A 14,442-nucleotide genomic window follows, 5' to 3' on the forward strand; every position below is an offset into this window, starting at 1 on the left:
TCAAGGACGCCGGGCCTCGACGAGCCAGGCCGCCGAGCCGTAGAAAACGCCTCGGTCGGCCTGGTGCTCGGCGAGATCGGCCCGCAAAGCCTCGATCGCACCGGCTCGCGCGGCCTCGTCCAGATCGCTCAACCGCCCACCGTGCTGCTCGACGATGAACTCTGCCGCGTCATCGACGTCCTCGCCGAAGTACATCGGCTTGTTCACCGCGGTGCACCGGACGTCGGCGTACCCGGCGGAGACCAGCAACTTCTCGGTCTCGGCCGGATCGCTCAGCGCGAGATCCGACGAAGGCACCTCACGACCCGCCGCGAAGATCGTCCGGAACGTGGTGATCCATTCGTTGAGCCGCAACGGCTGCCACGTCAGCAGGACCAGACGACCACCCGGCCGGGTCGCCCTGGCCAGATTGGCGAACGCGGCCAGGGGAGTACCGAAGAACATCGAGCCATGCCTGCTGATCACCACGTCGAACCGCGCCTCGCCGAACGGATGGACCTGCGCGTCCACCTGCTCGAACGAGACGTTGGGAACACGCTCCTCCTCGGCGAGCCGACGAGCGACCCCGAGCATCTCAGTGGACAGGTCCACACCGAGCGCCGAACCGTCAGTGGCTTGCCGAGCCGCGTCCCGCGTCGTCTGCCCCGCACCGCAACCGACGTCGAGCACCTTGTCCGTCGGCTGGATCCCGGCCGCGGCGAAAAACGTGTCGCCATAAGCAGCGACACCGTCGTTGAAACGCTGCGCGCGCCTCGCCCAAAACGAGCCGTCGTCACCGTCCCACGCCTTCAACATCCGCTCGTTGGACGGATCGACGCGGACAGCGGTGCTCTCGGACATTTCGGTAACCCCCAGGTTCGATATAGGGGACGACCCTAGCGCGAACCCGTCAGCGGAAAGCTTCGACGTTCCTCGCCGCCCAATCGGCGAACGACCGCGGAGCACGGCCGAGGACCCGGCTCACATCCGGGCTCACCCGCAACTCCGCCGGAGTCGGAGAACTCAAAATGTCCAGCGTGTCGTCCGCCAGCTCCGCCGGCATGCTCTGGGCCATCCCCGCCTTGGCCTCGGCACGGGTGAGCTCGTGAAACCGCACCGGTGAGCCCAGCGCGTCAGCGAGGACCTCGGTCTGCTCGCGCGGCGTGATCACCGCCGGACCGGTCAGCTCGTAGACGTCGCCGAGATACCGATCGTCCACCAGACAAGCGGCCGCGACCTCCGCGATATCCGCCGGATCGACGATCGGCACCCCGGTATCCCCGAACGGCGCCGCGACCACCTGCCGCGAGCGGACCGAATCCGCCCACCACAGTGCATTGGACGCGAAACCACCCGGCCGCAGGATCGCCCAGTCCAAACCGGACTCCCGCACCACGTCCTCCAGCTCACGCATCGCGATCCGCGTCGTACCGAACGGTCGCGTCGCCACTCCCAGCGAGGAGAGCAGCACGACCCGGCGGACCCCCGCCGCAGCGGCCCGGCCGATGATGTCGGCCGGGTTCGCCCCGATGGCATGCAGATCACCGGAAAGCAGCAAGAACAACGCCTTTGCTCCGGCCAACGTCCGCTCCAGCCCGGCAGGGTCGGCCAGATCGGCCACCACATGCCTGCCGCCGGGCGGTGCCACCGCGGCATGCCGCGACACCGACGTCACCTGCTCGCCTGCCTCGGCCAGCGCCTGCGTCAACGGCTTGCCGATGTTCCCGGTAGCTCCGGTCACCACGATCATGAACAGCTCCTTCGATCGATCTTCTCGTGGCGACGACGCTAGGGAAGGCGGCTAACTTTTGGTAAGTACATACCCCGAGGTAAGCTCCTGGCATGGCAGGAGGCACGCAGTTCAAACCGGCCGACGCAGAGCCGCGCTATGAGGTGTTTCACACCGACTGCGCCGCCAGTGACGTGGTCGACCACGTCACGAGCCGGTGGGGGATCTGGGTGCTGATCTCGTTGCAGCACAACGATCTCCGCTTCTACGAGCTCCGCGAGAGCATCCAGGGGATCAGCGAGAAGATGCTCGCCCAGTCCCTGCGCGCGCTCGTCCAGGATGGCCTGATCTGGCGACAGGTCGAGCCCACGACGCCGCCGCAGGTCACCTACGGGCTGACGGACTTCGGCCGGGACGTCAGCGAGCCGCTGGTGGAACTGTTCGACCGGATCACCCGGCGAGTGGCTCCGGCCGAACCGAAGTAGCGCTGGTGATGTTGAACATCCAGGAGATCCCGAACCTGTCCACGAGCGCGCCGGCCTCGTCACCCCACACTTGCTTCTCCAGAGGCATGGTCACGGTGCCGCCGACGGACAACTGCTCGAAATACCCGCGAAGCTCGCCATCGCCGCCGAGGTAGACCGCGACGTTGTTGCCAGGGGAGTGGGGCACGTCCTCGACCTGGCCGGCAACATCGCAAGCCATCAGCGTGAATCCGCTCGAAGTGTCGAGCTGGGCGTGCATGACCTTGTCGGCGCTGAGGGAGCCAGGCGAGCCGAAATCCGCGATCGTGCCGATCTCCAGCTTGCCGCCGAGCACCTCCTGGTAGAACTCCATCGCCTGACGTGCGTTCCCGTTATACCTGATGTACGGGTTGAGTCGAGACCCCATCTGAATGCAATTCCCCTTCGTATAAGCGAATGGCTAGAGCATTCCACTGAATACGCGACATCTTGTGTCGTGTATTCAGTGGCTGCCGAAGGGGAGTGCTGATCAGCCGAGGTCCCAGCAGGCGAGCCAGGCATCCAGTGCCGGCCCAGGCGGATTGAGCCGGCGGGCCCGGGCGACGTTGTCCTCGTCGTCAGGAACGACCTCGACCAGAACCAGCACATCCGCGCGAGCCTCGCCGACGCCGAACAGTCCTTCATCGGACAGCCTGCGCAGCGCCGTCTCCATCGCACGCAGCCGAAGATCGAACTCCGCGTCGGACGCTTCGTCGTCGAGGTCGAACACCTCCGGCCGGGCGGCGAACAGCTCGCGGACCGGCTTCAGGTATTCCTCGCCCACAATCGAAAACGGCGAATCGGCGTAGGAGTAGCGGACAGCGTCGGCATCGGCTCGCTGCGCCAGCGTCTCACGCGACCACGCCGACAGCGCCGGGCCGAACGCCTCGCTGGGCGTGGTCAGCGTGACGTAGTAGAACGTGTGGCCGGGGTTGTCGCGGAACAGGTCGGTGACAGCCGCACGAGCGGCCGTGGTCAACGCGTCGGCAAGGTCGGCTTCGGCGGGAATCACGAGGGCATCGAACCACACCTCGCCGCGAACCGAGGGAGGATGCCCCTTGACCCTACTTGACATAATGTACATTATCGGCACTTTGGCTGACCTGGATAAGGTGGGCCAAGAGGGGTCTCTGCAGTGCGCCGAAGGACCCTTTCGTCGCATGTCATGCAGGGAAAGGGCCCCTCGCCGCGTCCGACGCGAGCATCCGCCCCTTCAGCTCTCCCCGCAGGAGGCCGGAGCCTGACGCTCCAGGACGCCTCGGGACGCCCCCGAGGATGAGAAACCGAGGTCCGATCACTCGGCCTCAATACGTCACTGTGACGAATCGATGTGGATCTCGCAGGGCTGTTGATGATCAATGGACGCCTCATGCCTGGATGGATCTTGCCGGGCAGCTCAGTCCGGCGCCGGCTCGGACTCAAGTCCCAGTCAGGCGACCCGGAGTGTCATGAAAGGGCCTGCAGGACGAAAAACGTCATGAGCACCCTTTTCCGGCACTCCGGAGAGGGCGAGCGAACCGAGATCCCCCGTGAGGGGTTTCCGGACCCGTCACTCCGTTTCATGCATAATCACTATTATGCATGAAACGGAATATAACCCAGTGTAAGACTGTCGGTGCCATGCGGTACAAGATGCTCATGAGGGTTTCCGAGGCACAGCAAGCCTTTTTCGCCGCACGTCGTCCCCGTAAGGATTCTCCTCACACCACCGACGCCTACCGCCGCGACCTCGCCGGCATCACCGCCCTTCTGCTCCGCGAGCTGGGCCGCTCCCCTGACGAACTCACCGTCGAGATGCTTACCGCCCAGGCGCTCCGCAACGCCTTCGGTGCCTTCGCGGACACCCACGCGAAGAGCTCCGTTCTGCGCGCGTGGTCGACCTGGAACCAGTTTCTCACCTTTTGCGTGTCCGATGGGCTGCTCGCGGGCAATCCGATGGGCGCCGTCGCCCGGCCGAAGGCGCCTCCGTTGACTCCGAAACCCTTGCGGGGCGAGGAAACCCCGGAGCAGTTGCTCGCGGCCGCCGCCGACGGTTCACGCCGGACGCGGGATCCGTGGCCGGAGCGGGACGTGCTGGTGATCGCGCTCGGCTTGGTCGCCGGGCTGCGCGCGGCGGAGATGCGAGCCCTGACGGCGCGGTCGCTGGTCGGCCGTCAAGGTGAGATGCGGTTGCACGTTCACGGAAAGGGAAGCCGAGATCGGTCGATCCCGGTGCAGCCGATCATGGAGAAGATCATCGAGGAGTACTTGGCTTCGTGCCGTCGGCGCTTCCCGCAGCAGCGGTTCGGGCCCTCCACTCCCCTCCTCCGGGATCGCGCCGGCGAGCCGATCGGCCGCGGCGCGTTGGAGTACCTGGTCAAATCCTGCTACCGGTGGGCGGGCCTGCACGACCGCGTGCCGGTCGGGGCGAACCTCCACGCGTTGCGGCACACCTTCGCGACACGGCTGGCGGAGGACGGCGCGACGGCGTCGGAGATCATGGCACTGCTGGGGCACGCGAGCCTGGCGACCAGCCAGAACTACATCGAGGCGACTGGTCGTGAGCAGCGGGCCGCGGCCGCGAGCAACCGGACGTACCGGGCACTCGACGGGATCGTGTAGGTCAGCGGAGCTGCTCGAGGTCCTTGGCTGCCTGGGCGATTTCCCCCGCCAGGCTGCGAAGTTCGGTGACGGAGGCGCCGTCGTCGGCCGCGGTGACGACGTCCTCGGCGGCGCAGCGGAGCTGGAAGAGCCTGTCCTGCAGGGTGGCGATCTCGGTGTCGGAGAGGACGACGGCGTCTTCGGGAAGGCCGCTGCGCTGGAGCGCGGTCCGGCGTTCGTAGGCCCGCTGACGGCACGATTGCCCACAGTAGCGGCGGCGCCTGCCGACGTTGCCGCCTTGTTCGAGCCGACGGCCGCACCATCCGCAGTGTTTGGGTGCCCCCGCACGGCGTAACTCGGACACCTCTTCGGCGGACGTTTTCGGGTGCTCGGCCACTTCCCTCACGGATCAGACCCTAGCTGGCCATCCGACGATCATGCCGGGGCCACGGCCGAAGTGCACACTAGTGGGGTGCCGACACTCTTTCCGTACCTCGCCGATCCGCTCCCGCGTGCCTTCGCCCATCGTGGCTGGCACCTCGGTGACCTGGAAGGACTGGAGAACTCGTTGCCGGCCTTCCAGCAGGCGGTGACGGAGGGTTACCGCTATCTCGAGACGGATGTGCACGCGACCTCGGATGGTGTGGTGGTCGTGCATCACGACGCGTCGTTGGACCGGACGACCGATGGCGCTGGATTGATCTCCCGGCAGACGTGGGCGCAGCTCCGGACGGTCAAGATCGGGGGTCGTGCGCCGTTGTCCCGGCTGGAGGACGTGCTCGAGGAGTTGCCGGAGGCGCGGTTCAACATCGACGTGAAGTCGAACGAGGCGGTGGAGCCCTTCGTCCGGGCGATCGAGCGGACCGGTGCGCATGACCGGGTCGCGGCGGCGTCGTTCTCCGATGCGCGGTTGGCCCGGATCCGGAAGCTGGCGGGGCCGAAGCTGGTGACGGCGATGGGGCCGCGTTCGGTGGCGGTGATGTGGGCGAACGGGTTCTTGCCGTTGTTCTCGCTGCGGGCGTTGTCGCGGGGTGCGATGGCGCAGGTGCCGGTGCGGCAGGGGCGGTTGAAGGTGGTGGACCGCGCGTTCCTGCGGCAGGCGACGCGCGGGGGTTTCGAGGTGCACACGTGGACGGTGGACGATCCGGCGGAGATGCGGTTGCTGCTGGATCTGGGGGTGCACGGGATCGTGACGGATCGGCCGGATCTGCTGCGTGAGGTACTTCGCGAGCGGGGTTCTTGGCCTTCCTGACCCGCGTTTAGTCCTCTAAATGCGTTCTAAGCGCATTTAGAGGACTAAACGCGAGGGTTACCGGGGTGCTTTGCCGTTCCAGGCGGCTTCCCAGGTCTTGGGGCCGAGCCGTCCTGAGTCGTTGATGCCGTTCGCGCGCTGGAGGGCGAGGACGGCTTCGCGGGTTTTGTCGTAGTAGCAGCCTGTTCCGGTGAAGCCGTAGCCGAAGGCGTTCATCCGCAGCTGGAACTGCTTGAGCGGTACCGCGCAATCGCCGTAGGCGTAGACGACGCCGGGCCAGTCGGGTTTGGGGCCGCCAGGCGGACCGGGCGGGGTGGGCTTCGGCTTGGGCGGGGGCGGCGGTGCGGGTTGTCCTCCCCCGCCGATGTAGGCGGAGTCGGCGTAGGACGGGACGCGTTTGCTGCGACCGTCGCTGTCGTTGCGGAAGCCGAGTTTGCCGGCGCATTCCCAGGGTTGCCAGCCGCGCATGCGGTAGAGGTAGAGGGCCCGGTAGTCCTGTTCGCGGGGCGCGGCCTGGTCGGGGCGTCCTTGGCCGCCGACGCTGCGCCACGTGGGCAGGTCGAACTGGTAGGCGCCGTAGTAGCCGTTGCCGGTGTTGATGTTGTAGCGCCCGCTCGATTCACACATGCGGAGCTTGGACCAGTAGGAGCCGTGGGGATCCGCGGCGGCGGATCCGGTGGTGGCGATCTGCAGGCCCGTGACGGCGAGGGCGAGCAGGAGCGTTCTCGCCACTACGCGGTGTGCTGTGCGAAGGCGATGGGTCCTCATGAGCGGAACAGTAAATACTGGACACTTGCTTCACAAGAGTCACAGCTCGCACACCAGCCTCACATGAAACACACGGGAATCGTGGCAGCGACACGCCGACGATGGTCGGGAAGGTGTCCGGAGAGGGTTCGTCTCGCGTCGAAACGAACACGGTCCGGACTAGTGCCGGACAGGTGGGCGTGATCGCCAGTAGTCTCCCGCTGACCTCGACGTTCTCGACTTCAGGAGCTGTGCATGACGGTGGCCGTGACCCGCGAACGCAAGCGGGTGTGGCGGGCTTGGTACCTCTACGACTGGGCCAATTCGCCGTTCTATTCGTCGGTGATCACCGTCTTCGGCGCGCTCTATTTGAGCGAGATCGCGTCCGCGGACGCGAAGGCGAATTTCACCCTTAACGGGGACAGGGCGTGCACCGATTCGAGTGGAGCTTCGAGCACTCTGCAGAACTGCGACGTCTCGTTGTTCGGGCTGCAGTTCCCGGCCGGGTCGCTGTGGGGGTATCTGCTGTCGATCGCGACGGTGACCCAGGTGCTGGTGCTGCCGATCGCCGGTGCGATCGCGGACCGCAGCAGGCACAAGCGGCGGATCCTCGGCGGGTTCGCGTTCCTGGGGGCGGTGGCGTCGGCGCTGATGTTCTTCATCGCGGGGACGAACTGGGAGGTCGGGGTCTGGACGTTCATCCTGGCCAACATCGGCTACGGCGGTGCGCTGGTCGTCTACTACTCGTTCCTGGTGGACATCGCGGAGCCGGACGAGCGGGACGCTGTGTCGTCGAAGGGGTGGGCGTTCGGGTATCTCGGCGGCGGTTTGGCGTTGGCGCTGCAGCTCGGGTTCTTCATGGGGCACGAGTCCTTCGGGGTGAGCGAGTCGCTCGCCGTCCGGATCTGCTTCCTGACGTCGGGGATCTGGTGGGCGGTGTTCACGTTCCCGGCGGTGCGCGCACTCCCCCAGACCCACGTGCCGAAGTCGTCGGAGCGTGGTCTGTCGGTGCTGACGGCCGGGTTCAAGGAGCTGAAGCGGACGATCAAGGACGCGCGGGCCTATCCCCTGACGCTGGCGTTCCTCGGTAGCTACCTGATCTTCACCGACGGGATCACGACGGTGGTGGCGGTGTCGGCGCAGTACGGCAAGGACGAGCTGAAGTACAGCACCCAGGTGCTGATCGTCACGATCCTGGTGATCCAGTTCCTGGCGTACGCCGGCGCGATGATCCATGGTGCGATCGCGGCCCGGATCGGGGCGAAGAAGACGATCTTGGGCAGCCTGGTCGCGTGGGTGGTGGTGCTGTGCTTCGCGTTCTTCATCGAGGCCGGCCAGCCGCTGCAGTTCTACGCGGTGGCCGTCGGGATCGGGTTGGTGCTGGGTGGAACGAACGCGTTGTCCCGGTCGTTGTTCGGGCAGATGATCCCGGAGGGGAAGGACGCGCAGTACTTCTCGCTGTACGTGGTCGGCGAGCGGGGGACGTCGTGGCTCGGTCCCCTGTTGTTCGCCGCGGTCGGGCAGATCACCGGCTCGTTCCGGTACGCGATCATCGCTTTGGTGATCTTCTTCGTGCTCGGTTTCGTGTTCGTGTGGCTGGTCCCGGTGCGCCGGGCGATCGAGGCGGCGGGCAACCGACCACCGGCGGTGCTGTGAGGGCGGAGCGTGCCGATAGGGTCGAGCGTCGTGACCGTACTGAAGGAGAGTGGCCCGGACCCCACGGACGCGTTGTCGTCGGTGCCGGTGGCGGGTTCACGGCGGGGTGTGCCGGTCGTCGGGAAGTTGAAGTTCTGTTACGGGCCGATGGACTGCGGGAAGTCGACGCTGGCGTTGCAGATCGACCACAACCACGCGCGGCAGGGTCGTCGCGGGATGGTGCTGGTGCGGCACGACCGGTCCGGGGAGCCGCAGATCACCAGCCGGATCGGGTTGACGCGTAAGGCGACCGAGGTGGGGAACGAGACCGATCTGCGGTTGCTGGTGCGTGAGCAGTGGGCGGCCGGGCGGCACGTGGACTACCTGATCGTCGACGAGGCGCAGTTCTTGTCGCCCGATCAGGTGGATCAGCTGGCTGAACTGGCCGATGACGTCCAGATCGACGTGTACTGCTTCGGGATCGCGACGGATTTCCGGAGTGTGTTGTTCCCGGGTGCGGCGCGGTTGTTCGAGCTGGCGGACGAGTTGCAGCCGGTTCAGGTCGAGGTGTTGTGCTGGTGCGGGCAGACGGGGCGGTTCAACGCGCGGGTTTCCGACGGTGAGGTGCTGCGGGCCGGGGACACCGTGGTGGTCGCGGATACCGAGCAGTCGCTAGTTGAAACTTCATCGGCATCACGTTCCGAGGCTGAGCCGAACACGGTCCGTTATCAGGTATTGTGCCGTCGGCACTTTCGACTGGGCGACCTGGGGCCCACCTCGGCCCAACACGGTCAGTTACGGTTGACGTGACAGGCGTACTACTAGCCCATCTGGGGGATATCCGCACCAAGATGGCCGTATTGACGTCACGCCAGAGCGCGAAACCACTCCTACTAGGAGAAGCTGTTGCCACCGGGTGACACAGCTCATCGTGAGCAAGGACATGCTGTTCAGGGAATCCTCTGGCCCTCATTGTCGTTGCATAGGGTGAGCATCACCCTGGCTCCACCCGGAGCTGACTGAAAGGACCCCCATCATGGCCGACCGTGTTCTCCGTGGAAGCCGGCTGGGAGCGGTCAGCTACGAGACCGACCGCAACCACGACCTCGCGCCTCGGCGCACCGTGCGCTACGCCTGCCCCAAGAACCACGAGTTCGAGGTGCCCTTCTCCGACGACGCCGAGATCCCCTCGGTGTGGGAGTGCAGGCTGCACGGCAGCGAGTCCGAGATCGTGGACGGCGGGCAGCCCGAGCAGAAGAAGGTCAAGCCCCCGAGGACGCACTGGGACATGCTCCTGGAGCGCCGTTCGATCCCGGAGCTCGAAGATCTGCTCAACGAACGTCTCGCCGAGCTGAAGGGACGCAGGACCACCCGGTCCGCCTGACGCACGGCACAAGTAGCTAGCCCCACCACGAATCGGCGAAGCCCCCGCGACCTCCCTCCGCGGGGGCTTCGCCGTGTCTAGGGGAACTCAGGGATGGACCGCTACCCGGTGCCCCCAATGTGGCATTGGAGACGCCCAGTGTCCCCAATGCCACATTGGGGACACCGAGCCCATCGCGCACGACCACCGCGCGAACGGATCCCGTTCTGGGATCGGCCGCAGCGTAGGTGGCTAAGACACCGCGACAGCCCCGAGGCCGAGGGGCGTCAGGGCTTCGCGAAGGCGCCGCAGGTGCTCGGGCGGTGATTCGAGCAGCGGGAGCCGGACGGTCGCGTGCGGGATGACGCCGAGCTCGGCCAGTGCGGCTTTGGCCATGATCGCTCCCTGCGAGGTGCGCATGACGGCCTCCGCCAGCGGAAGCAGTGCGGCGTTGAGCGTTCGCGCGGTGTCGAGGTCTCCCCCGCGTACGGCGGCGATGAGTTCGGCGTTGCGGTCGGCGAAGGCGTTGCCGACGACGCTGACCAGGCCGGTGGCGCCGGCGGCGAGATAGGGCAGGTTGAGCTCGTCGATGCCGCAGTAGTAGGCCAGCGGGGTGCGGGCCATGACGGTCATCGCTTCGAACAGGTCGCCCTTCGCGTCTTTCACGGCCCGGATCTTGGGGTGGCGAGCGAGTTCGATCAGGGTGGCCGCTGCCATGGCCGTCCCGGTGCGGGCCGGGACGTCGTAGAGCATCACGGGCAGGTCGGTGGCGTCGGCGACGGCCTGGCAGTGCGCCACGATTCCGGCCTGTGTCGGCTTGGAGTAGTAGGGACAGACGAGCAGGAGCGCGTCGGCGCCCGCCGCCTCGGCTTCCTTCGCGCGTCGGATGCAGGCAGTGGTGTCGTAGGTGCCGACGCCGGCGATGACGCGCGCCCGGTTCTCGGCGCGGTTCGCCACGGTGTGGACGAGCCGCGCGGCTTCGGTGTCGGTCAGGGTGGGCGACTCCCCGGTGGTTCCTCCGACGACGATGCCGTCGCAGCCGGTGGCCAGCAGGTGGTCGACCAGGGCGGTGAGGCCGGATTCGCTGACCGCCCCGCCAGGTTCCATCGGGGTGACCATGGCGACGAGGTTGGAGCCGAAGTGTGTTTCGGTCATGTGGTCGATCCTGTCGGCGCCGATACCTGCGGTCCAGCGATGGTTTTTGGAGAGTAATGCGTAGCCTGGCTTCATGATCGAGGTCGGGGCTCTACGGGCATTGCGGTCAGTGGCCGCGCTGGGGACGTTGGCGCGGGCGGCGGACGAGCTGGGATTCACGGCGTCGGCGGTGTCGCAGCAGATCAAGCGGCTGGAACGCCAGATCGGGATGCCCGTACTCGCTCCGGCAGGCCGTGGCGTGGTGCTGACTCCGGCGGGCCAGGCCGTCGTCGACTCCTCGTTGGAGGTGTTCCAGGCACTCGAACGGTGTGCCGAGGCCGCTCGGTCGGTCGCGGAGGGCGCGCCTCGCGGTGTGTTGCGGGTGGCCGCGTTCTCGACCGGTATCCGCGGTTTGCTCGCCCCTGTCCATCCGCGGCTGCTGAGGCGCTACCCCGACCTCCGGCTGCACATCACCGAGCAGGACCCTGACCAGGCGTTGCACAGCGTCGAAGCCGGAACCGCCGATCTGGCGCTCCTCCATGACGCCGACGGCCTGCCGGTTCCGCTCTCCCCCGCGTTGTCACGGCGCCTGGTGCACACCGACCTCGGTGACGTCGTGATGGCCGAGACCCATCCGCTGGCGCGCGCCGAGCCACCGCTGGACGGCGTGGACCTGGCCGGGCACGCGTGGGTGACCAGTCCGCCGGGCACGGTCTGCCATCAGTGGTTCCGGCGGGTGTTCGCCGGTCTGCCGGAGGAGCCCGACGTGCGACATCTGGTGGACGACTTCTCGACGCAGCTGTCACTGGTCGCCTCGGGCGAGGTCGTCGCGTTGATCCCGCGGCTGGCGCGCCCGCCCGTGGCCGAAGAGCTCGTCGTCCGGCCGCTGCGGCGCCCGCCGACGCGCGAGGTGCACGCCGCGTGGCGCCGCAGCGCCGAGTCGAGCCCCGCGATCCGGGCGGTGCTCACGGAACTCGGCTCAGCTGGGATACATGCTGGTCACGTTGACGAACGTGCCGGTGATACCCATGGCGTCGTCGGAGGCGAGGAACGCCAGCGTGGCGGCGACCTCGGCGAGGCGCGGTGAACGTTTGGTGATCCGGGCCTCGGTGAGGCTGTCGAGGACGTGCCGCATCATCTCGGGGCTCGCCGGCAGCTGGTTGTTCACCGCGGAGAGCTTCTCCGGTGTCAACGTCTCCGGGATACCGGCGACCCAGATGCCGAGCGCGCGGACCCCGTGCGGTCCGATCTCGACCGCGAGGTTGCGGATGAAGGTGTCGAGCGCGGCATCGATCGAGCCGGTGGCGCCCATCATCGGGCTGCCGTGGGCGGATCCGCTGTCGAGGGCGAGGATCACGCCGGAGCCCTGGGCGATCATGTGCCGGGCGGCGGCTCGTGCGGTGATGAAGTTCGTCGTGACGCCGGCGGTGATCGGGCGGACGTAGTCCTCGACCGACATCTCCACGAGCGGGATGCCTTGGACGTCGCCACGCGGGACGAGGTTGAGTGAGATGTCGAGGCTGCCCGCCTCGGTGGCCACGGATGCGGCGTGCTCGTCGACGGCGGTCTCGTCGATGGCGTCGACCACGGCGACTTCGGCCTGTCCCCCGGCCTGCTCGATCTCGCCGGCGAGCTTCGTCAGCGCCGGCCGGTGCCTTCCGGTGAGGAAGACGCGGGCGCCGCGCGTGGCGAACTCCTTGGCGACGCCGTCGCCGATCGCGCCGCCGGCGCCGTAGATGATCGCGTTCTTGTTTTCGAGGCTCATGGGTTTCCTTCCGCGTGGTCGGGTTCGAACGTTGAGACGAGGAAGGGGCGTGAACCTCATTGGTCAGGTGATCGTCAGTGGCAAGCCGAACGCGGGGAACAAGTGCGGTTCGAAGGCGGTGATCTCCGCGACCTTCCCGTCTTCGATACGCAGCACGTCGAGCACCTGTGCCCGGTAGATCCGGGTGCCGGGCCGCCGGACGTAGCCTGCTGCGGCGGGGAGGCCGTTCGCGCTGGTCGGGAGGTGTTTCCAGGCGCCGAAGTACGTCGGTGACGCGGGGTCGAGGGACCGGGCGACGAAGTCGAGGAAGACGTCGCGGCCGGAGAACCACAGCGGGTTCGGCGGCATCGTGACCAGCACGTCTTCCCTGAGCAGCTCGGCCATGACCCGGCTGTCGCCGTCGGCGGTGGCGGCGGCCATGTAGCGCCGCAAGATCGTCTGCTCCTCCTCGGTCGGCTGGACCGTGTGTGCCCAGTCGGCGCGGCGTTCCGGCAGGCGTTCGCGCAGTGTGGGGCGGGCGCGCTGAAGTGCGCTGGTGACCGACGCGACGGTGGTGTCCAGCAGGTCGGCGGTTTCCGCGGCCTTCCAGCCGAGGACGTCGTTGAGGATCACCACGGCCCGCTGTTTCGGCGGGAGGTGCTGGATGGCGGCCAGGAAGACCAGTTCCATCGTTTCCCTGGTCTCCGCGAGCTCAGCGACGTTGTCCGGGAACGGTTGCAGCCAAGGCATGAACTGGGGCGGTTCGCCTTGCTGTTCGACGCCGGGCAGCGGGTCGTAAGGGCGCGGGACCCGCTCGTTGCGCCGCAAGAAATCGAGACAGGTGTTGGTGGCGATCCGGTAGAGCCAGGCACGGAAACTCGACCGGCCTTCGAACCCTTCACGCCCGCGCCACGCTCGCAGGAAGGTCTCCTGGACCAGGTCTTCCGCGTCGTCGTAGGACCCGACCATGCGATAGCAGTGCACGCGCAATTCTCGTTGGTGCTGCTCGATCCTCCCGGCGAAGGCGACCTCGTCCACGATTTCCGTCACGGGCGCCGGTGTGACGTTTTCGGCTTCGGTCCGCAGCGCCAGCTGAGCGATGCGTCGCAGCCTGCCGACGTCGGAGCCGAGCGAGGTGAGATCCGCGAGGAACGCCTGCGGCGGCCGAGGTGTCAGCCGGTTCGCGACACGGCCGACCTCCGCGATGAGCGTGTCCAGATCTGGGGCGGGGTCGCGCCGTGACCGGTAGGCCCGCTGACGGCACGCGGCCGAACAGTAGACGGCCGTGCGCCCGCGCGAACCCGCCTTCGACGGCAGCGGGCCTTCGCAAACCCCGCAGACCTGACCGGCCACGGCTCACCTTCCCCCGGAAACGTCAGTTACGCATTATGCGGCTTGATAACCCGGGATGTCCTCGACGCGGTGATAGACGTCGAGCCCGCGGGACAAGGCGATGGCGACGTCCTGGTCGGCGCCGGTGGACTCCCCTGGCAGCCGGAGGACGGCGTCGCAGTGGTGCAGCAGCCGGTCGGCCGTCGGGTACATGACCTCCTTGGCGATCGGGTCGGCGACGGTCTTCCCGCCGGCGCCGCGCAGCACCGGCAGCGCGACCCACTCGCCGATCATCGGCACGTGCCCGCTGCGGAAGATCGGCCAGGCGGCCTCTTCGAGCCGGGCGAGGTTGCGGGCGAGGAGTTCGGGGTCGTCGCCGGTGCCGGAGCGGAACGGTCCGGCGATGAGGATCATCAGAGGTTTGCTCATGCGATCGAGCATAAT

Annotated in this window: 17 protein-coding genes; 7 read left to right on the forward strand and 10 right to left on the reverse strand. The window is 67.3% G+C overall.

Annotation, left to right across the window (positions count from 1 at the left end; all coding sequences use genetic code 11):
• Nucleotides 1-840, reverse strand: coding sequence for a class I SAM-dependent methyltransferase (locus tag ACIRGA_RS14595; protein ID WP_400940922.1), 840 nt, complete (start codon nucleotides 838-840; stop codon nucleotides 1-3).
• Nucleotides 841-889: 49 nt separating this feature from the next.
• Complete coding sequence (locus tag ACIRGA_RS14600) at nucleotides 890-1,729, reverse strand: SDR family oxidoreductase (protein ID WP_400940924.1); 840 nt, start codon at nucleotides 1,727-1,729, stop codon at nucleotides 890-892.
• Between the two features lie 92 nt (nucleotides 1,730-1,821).
• On the opposite strand from ACIRGA_RS14600, the gene ACIRGA_RS14605 reads away from it, so the two are divergent.
• Nucleotides 1,822-2,193, forward strand: a complete 372-nt coding sequence (locus ACIRGA_RS14605) for a winged helix-turn-helix transcriptional regulator (protein WP_400940927.1) — start codon at nucleotides 1,822-1,824, stop codon at nucleotides 2,191-2,193.
• Here ACIRGA_RS14605 and ACIRGA_RS14610 read toward each other — a convergent pair.
• Together ACIRGA_RS14610 and ACIRGA_RS14615 are read right to left on the reverse strand one after the other, a co-directional pair.
• Complete coding sequence (locus ACIRGA_RS14610; protein WP_400940929.1) at nucleotides 2,159-2,599, reverse strand: VOC family protein; 441 nt, start codon at nucleotides 2,597-2,599, stop codon at nucleotides 2,159-2,161. The genes ACIRGA_RS14605 and ACIRGA_RS14610 overlap by 35 nt on opposite strands.
• A gap of 102 nt (nucleotides 2,600-2,701) precedes the next feature.
• Nucleotides 2,702-3,223, reverse strand: a complete 522-nt coding sequence (locus ACIRGA_RS14615) for a DUF4303 domain-containing protein (RefSeq protein WP_400940932.1) — start codon at nucleotides 3,221-3,223, stop codon at nucleotides 2,702-2,704.
• 608 nt (nucleotides 3,224-3,831) lie between these two features.
• Between ACIRGA_RS14615 and ACIRGA_RS14620 the strand changes: the two genes are divergently transcribed.
• Nucleotides 3,832-4,812 carry a tyrosine-type recombinase/integrase gene (locus ACIRGA_RS14620; RefSeq protein WP_125787875.1) on the forward strand — a complete coding sequence of 327 codons (981 nt, stop codon included), beginning with the start codon at nucleotides 3,832-3,834 and terminating at the stop codon, nucleotides 4,810-4,812.
• A 1-nt stretch (nucleotide 4,813) separates the two neighbouring features.
• Here the strand turns inward: ACIRGA_RS14620 and ACIRGA_RS14625 are convergent, their stop codons facing one another.
• Complete coding sequence (locus ACIRGA_RS14625; RefSeq protein WP_400940935.1) at nucleotides 4,814-5,197, reverse strand: hypothetical protein; 384 nt, start codon at nucleotides 5,195-5,197, stop codon at nucleotides 4,814-4,816.
• A 66-nt stretch (nucleotides 5,198-5,263) separates the two neighbouring features.
• On the opposite strand from ACIRGA_RS14625, the gene ACIRGA_RS14630 reads away from it, so the two are divergent.
• Nucleotides 5,264-6,043: a glycerophosphodiester phosphodiesterase gene (locus tag ACIRGA_RS14630; protein ID WP_378415854.1), complete on the forward strand. Its 780-nt coding sequence runs from the start codon at nucleotides 5,264-5,266 to the stop codon at nucleotides 6,041-6,043.
• Nucleotides 6,044-6,100: 57 nt separating this feature from the next.
• On the opposite strand, the gene ACIRGA_RS14635 is transcribed toward ACIRGA_RS14630, so the two are convergent.
• Nucleotides 6,101-6,775, reverse strand: a complete 675-nt coding sequence (locus ACIRGA_RS14635) for a transglycosylase family protein (protein WP_400940938.1) — start codon at nucleotides 6,773-6,775, stop codon at nucleotides 6,101-6,103.
• A gap of 270 nt (nucleotides 6,776-7,045) precedes the next feature.
• Between ACIRGA_RS14635 and ACIRGA_RS14640 the strand changes: the two genes are divergently transcribed.
• The 3 genes from ACIRGA_RS14640 to ACIRGA_RS14650 all read left to right on the forward strand — a co-directional run bounded on the left by ACIRGA_RS14640 (nucleotide 7,046) and on the right by ACIRGA_RS14650 (nucleotide 9,809).
• Nucleotides 7,046-8,446 carry an MFS transporter gene (locus tag ACIRGA_RS14640; RefSeq protein WP_400940940.1) on the forward strand — a complete coding sequence of 467 codons (1,401 nt, stop codon included), beginning with the start codon at nucleotides 7,046-7,048 and terminating at the stop codon, nucleotides 8,444-8,446.
• Between the two features lie 30 nt (nucleotides 8,447-8,476).
• A complete protein-coding gene (locus tag ACIRGA_RS14645; RefSeq protein WP_400940942.1) occupies nucleotides 8,477-9,235 on the forward strand; it encodes a thymidine kinase in 759 nt (252 codons plus the stop codon).
• Between the two features lie 226 nt (nucleotides 9,236-9,461).
• Nucleotides 9,462-9,809 carry an RNA polymerase-binding protein RbpA gene (locus tag ACIRGA_RS14650; protein WP_005151365.1) on the forward strand — a complete coding sequence of 116 codons (348 nt, stop codon included), beginning with the start codon at nucleotides 9,462-9,464 and terminating at the stop codon, nucleotides 9,807-9,809.
• A gap of 231 nt (nucleotides 9,810-10,040) precedes the next feature.
• Here ACIRGA_RS14650 and dapA read toward each other — a convergent pair whose 3' ends face one another.
• Entirely contained in the window at nucleotides 10,041-10,943 is a 903-nt protein-coding gene (gene dapA / locus ACIRGA_RS14655; RefSeq protein WP_400940944.1) for a 4-hydroxy-tetrahydrodipicolinate synthase, read from the reverse strand.
• 73 nt (nucleotides 10,944-11,016) lie between these two features.
• Between dapA and ACIRGA_RS14660 the strand changes: the two genes are divergently transcribed.
• Entirely contained in the window at nucleotides 11,017-12,009 is a 993-nt protein-coding gene (locus tag ACIRGA_RS14660; RefSeq protein WP_400940947.1) for a LysR family transcriptional regulator, read from the forward strand.
• Here ACIRGA_RS14660 and ACIRGA_RS14665 read toward each other — a convergent pair.
• From ACIRGA_RS14665 to ACIRGA_RS14675, 3 genes are all read right to left on the reverse strand, one after another.
• Complete coding sequence (locus ACIRGA_RS14665) at nucleotides 11,902-12,687, reverse strand: SDR family NAD(P)-dependent oxidoreductase (RefSeq protein WP_400940949.1); 786 nt, start codon at nucleotides 12,685-12,687, stop codon at nucleotides 11,902-11,904. The two genes, ACIRGA_RS14660 and ACIRGA_RS14665, sit on opposite strands and share 108 nt — an antisense overlap.
• Before the next feature lie 63 nt (nucleotides 12,688-12,750).
• Nucleotides 12,751-14,019: an RNA polymerase subunit sigma-70 gene (locus ACIRGA_RS14670; RefSeq protein ID WP_400940952.1), complete on the reverse strand. Its 1,269-nt coding sequence runs from the start codon at nucleotides 14,017-14,019 to the stop codon at nucleotides 12,751-12,753.
• A gap of 33 nt (nucleotides 14,020-14,052) precedes the next feature.
• Nucleotides 14,053-14,427, reverse strand: coding sequence for a DUF4406 domain-containing protein (locus ACIRGA_RS14675; protein WP_378371139.1), 375 nt, complete (start codon nucleotides 14,425-14,427; stop codon nucleotides 14,053-14,055).
• Between the last annotated feature and the right edge of the window lie 15 nt (nucleotides 14,428-14,442).

Source organism: Amycolatopsis sp. NPDC102389 (genome assembly GCF_044765885.1).
Taxonomy (GTDB): Bacteria; Actinomycetota; Actinomycetes; order Mycobacteriales; family Pseudonocardiaceae; genus Amycolatopsis.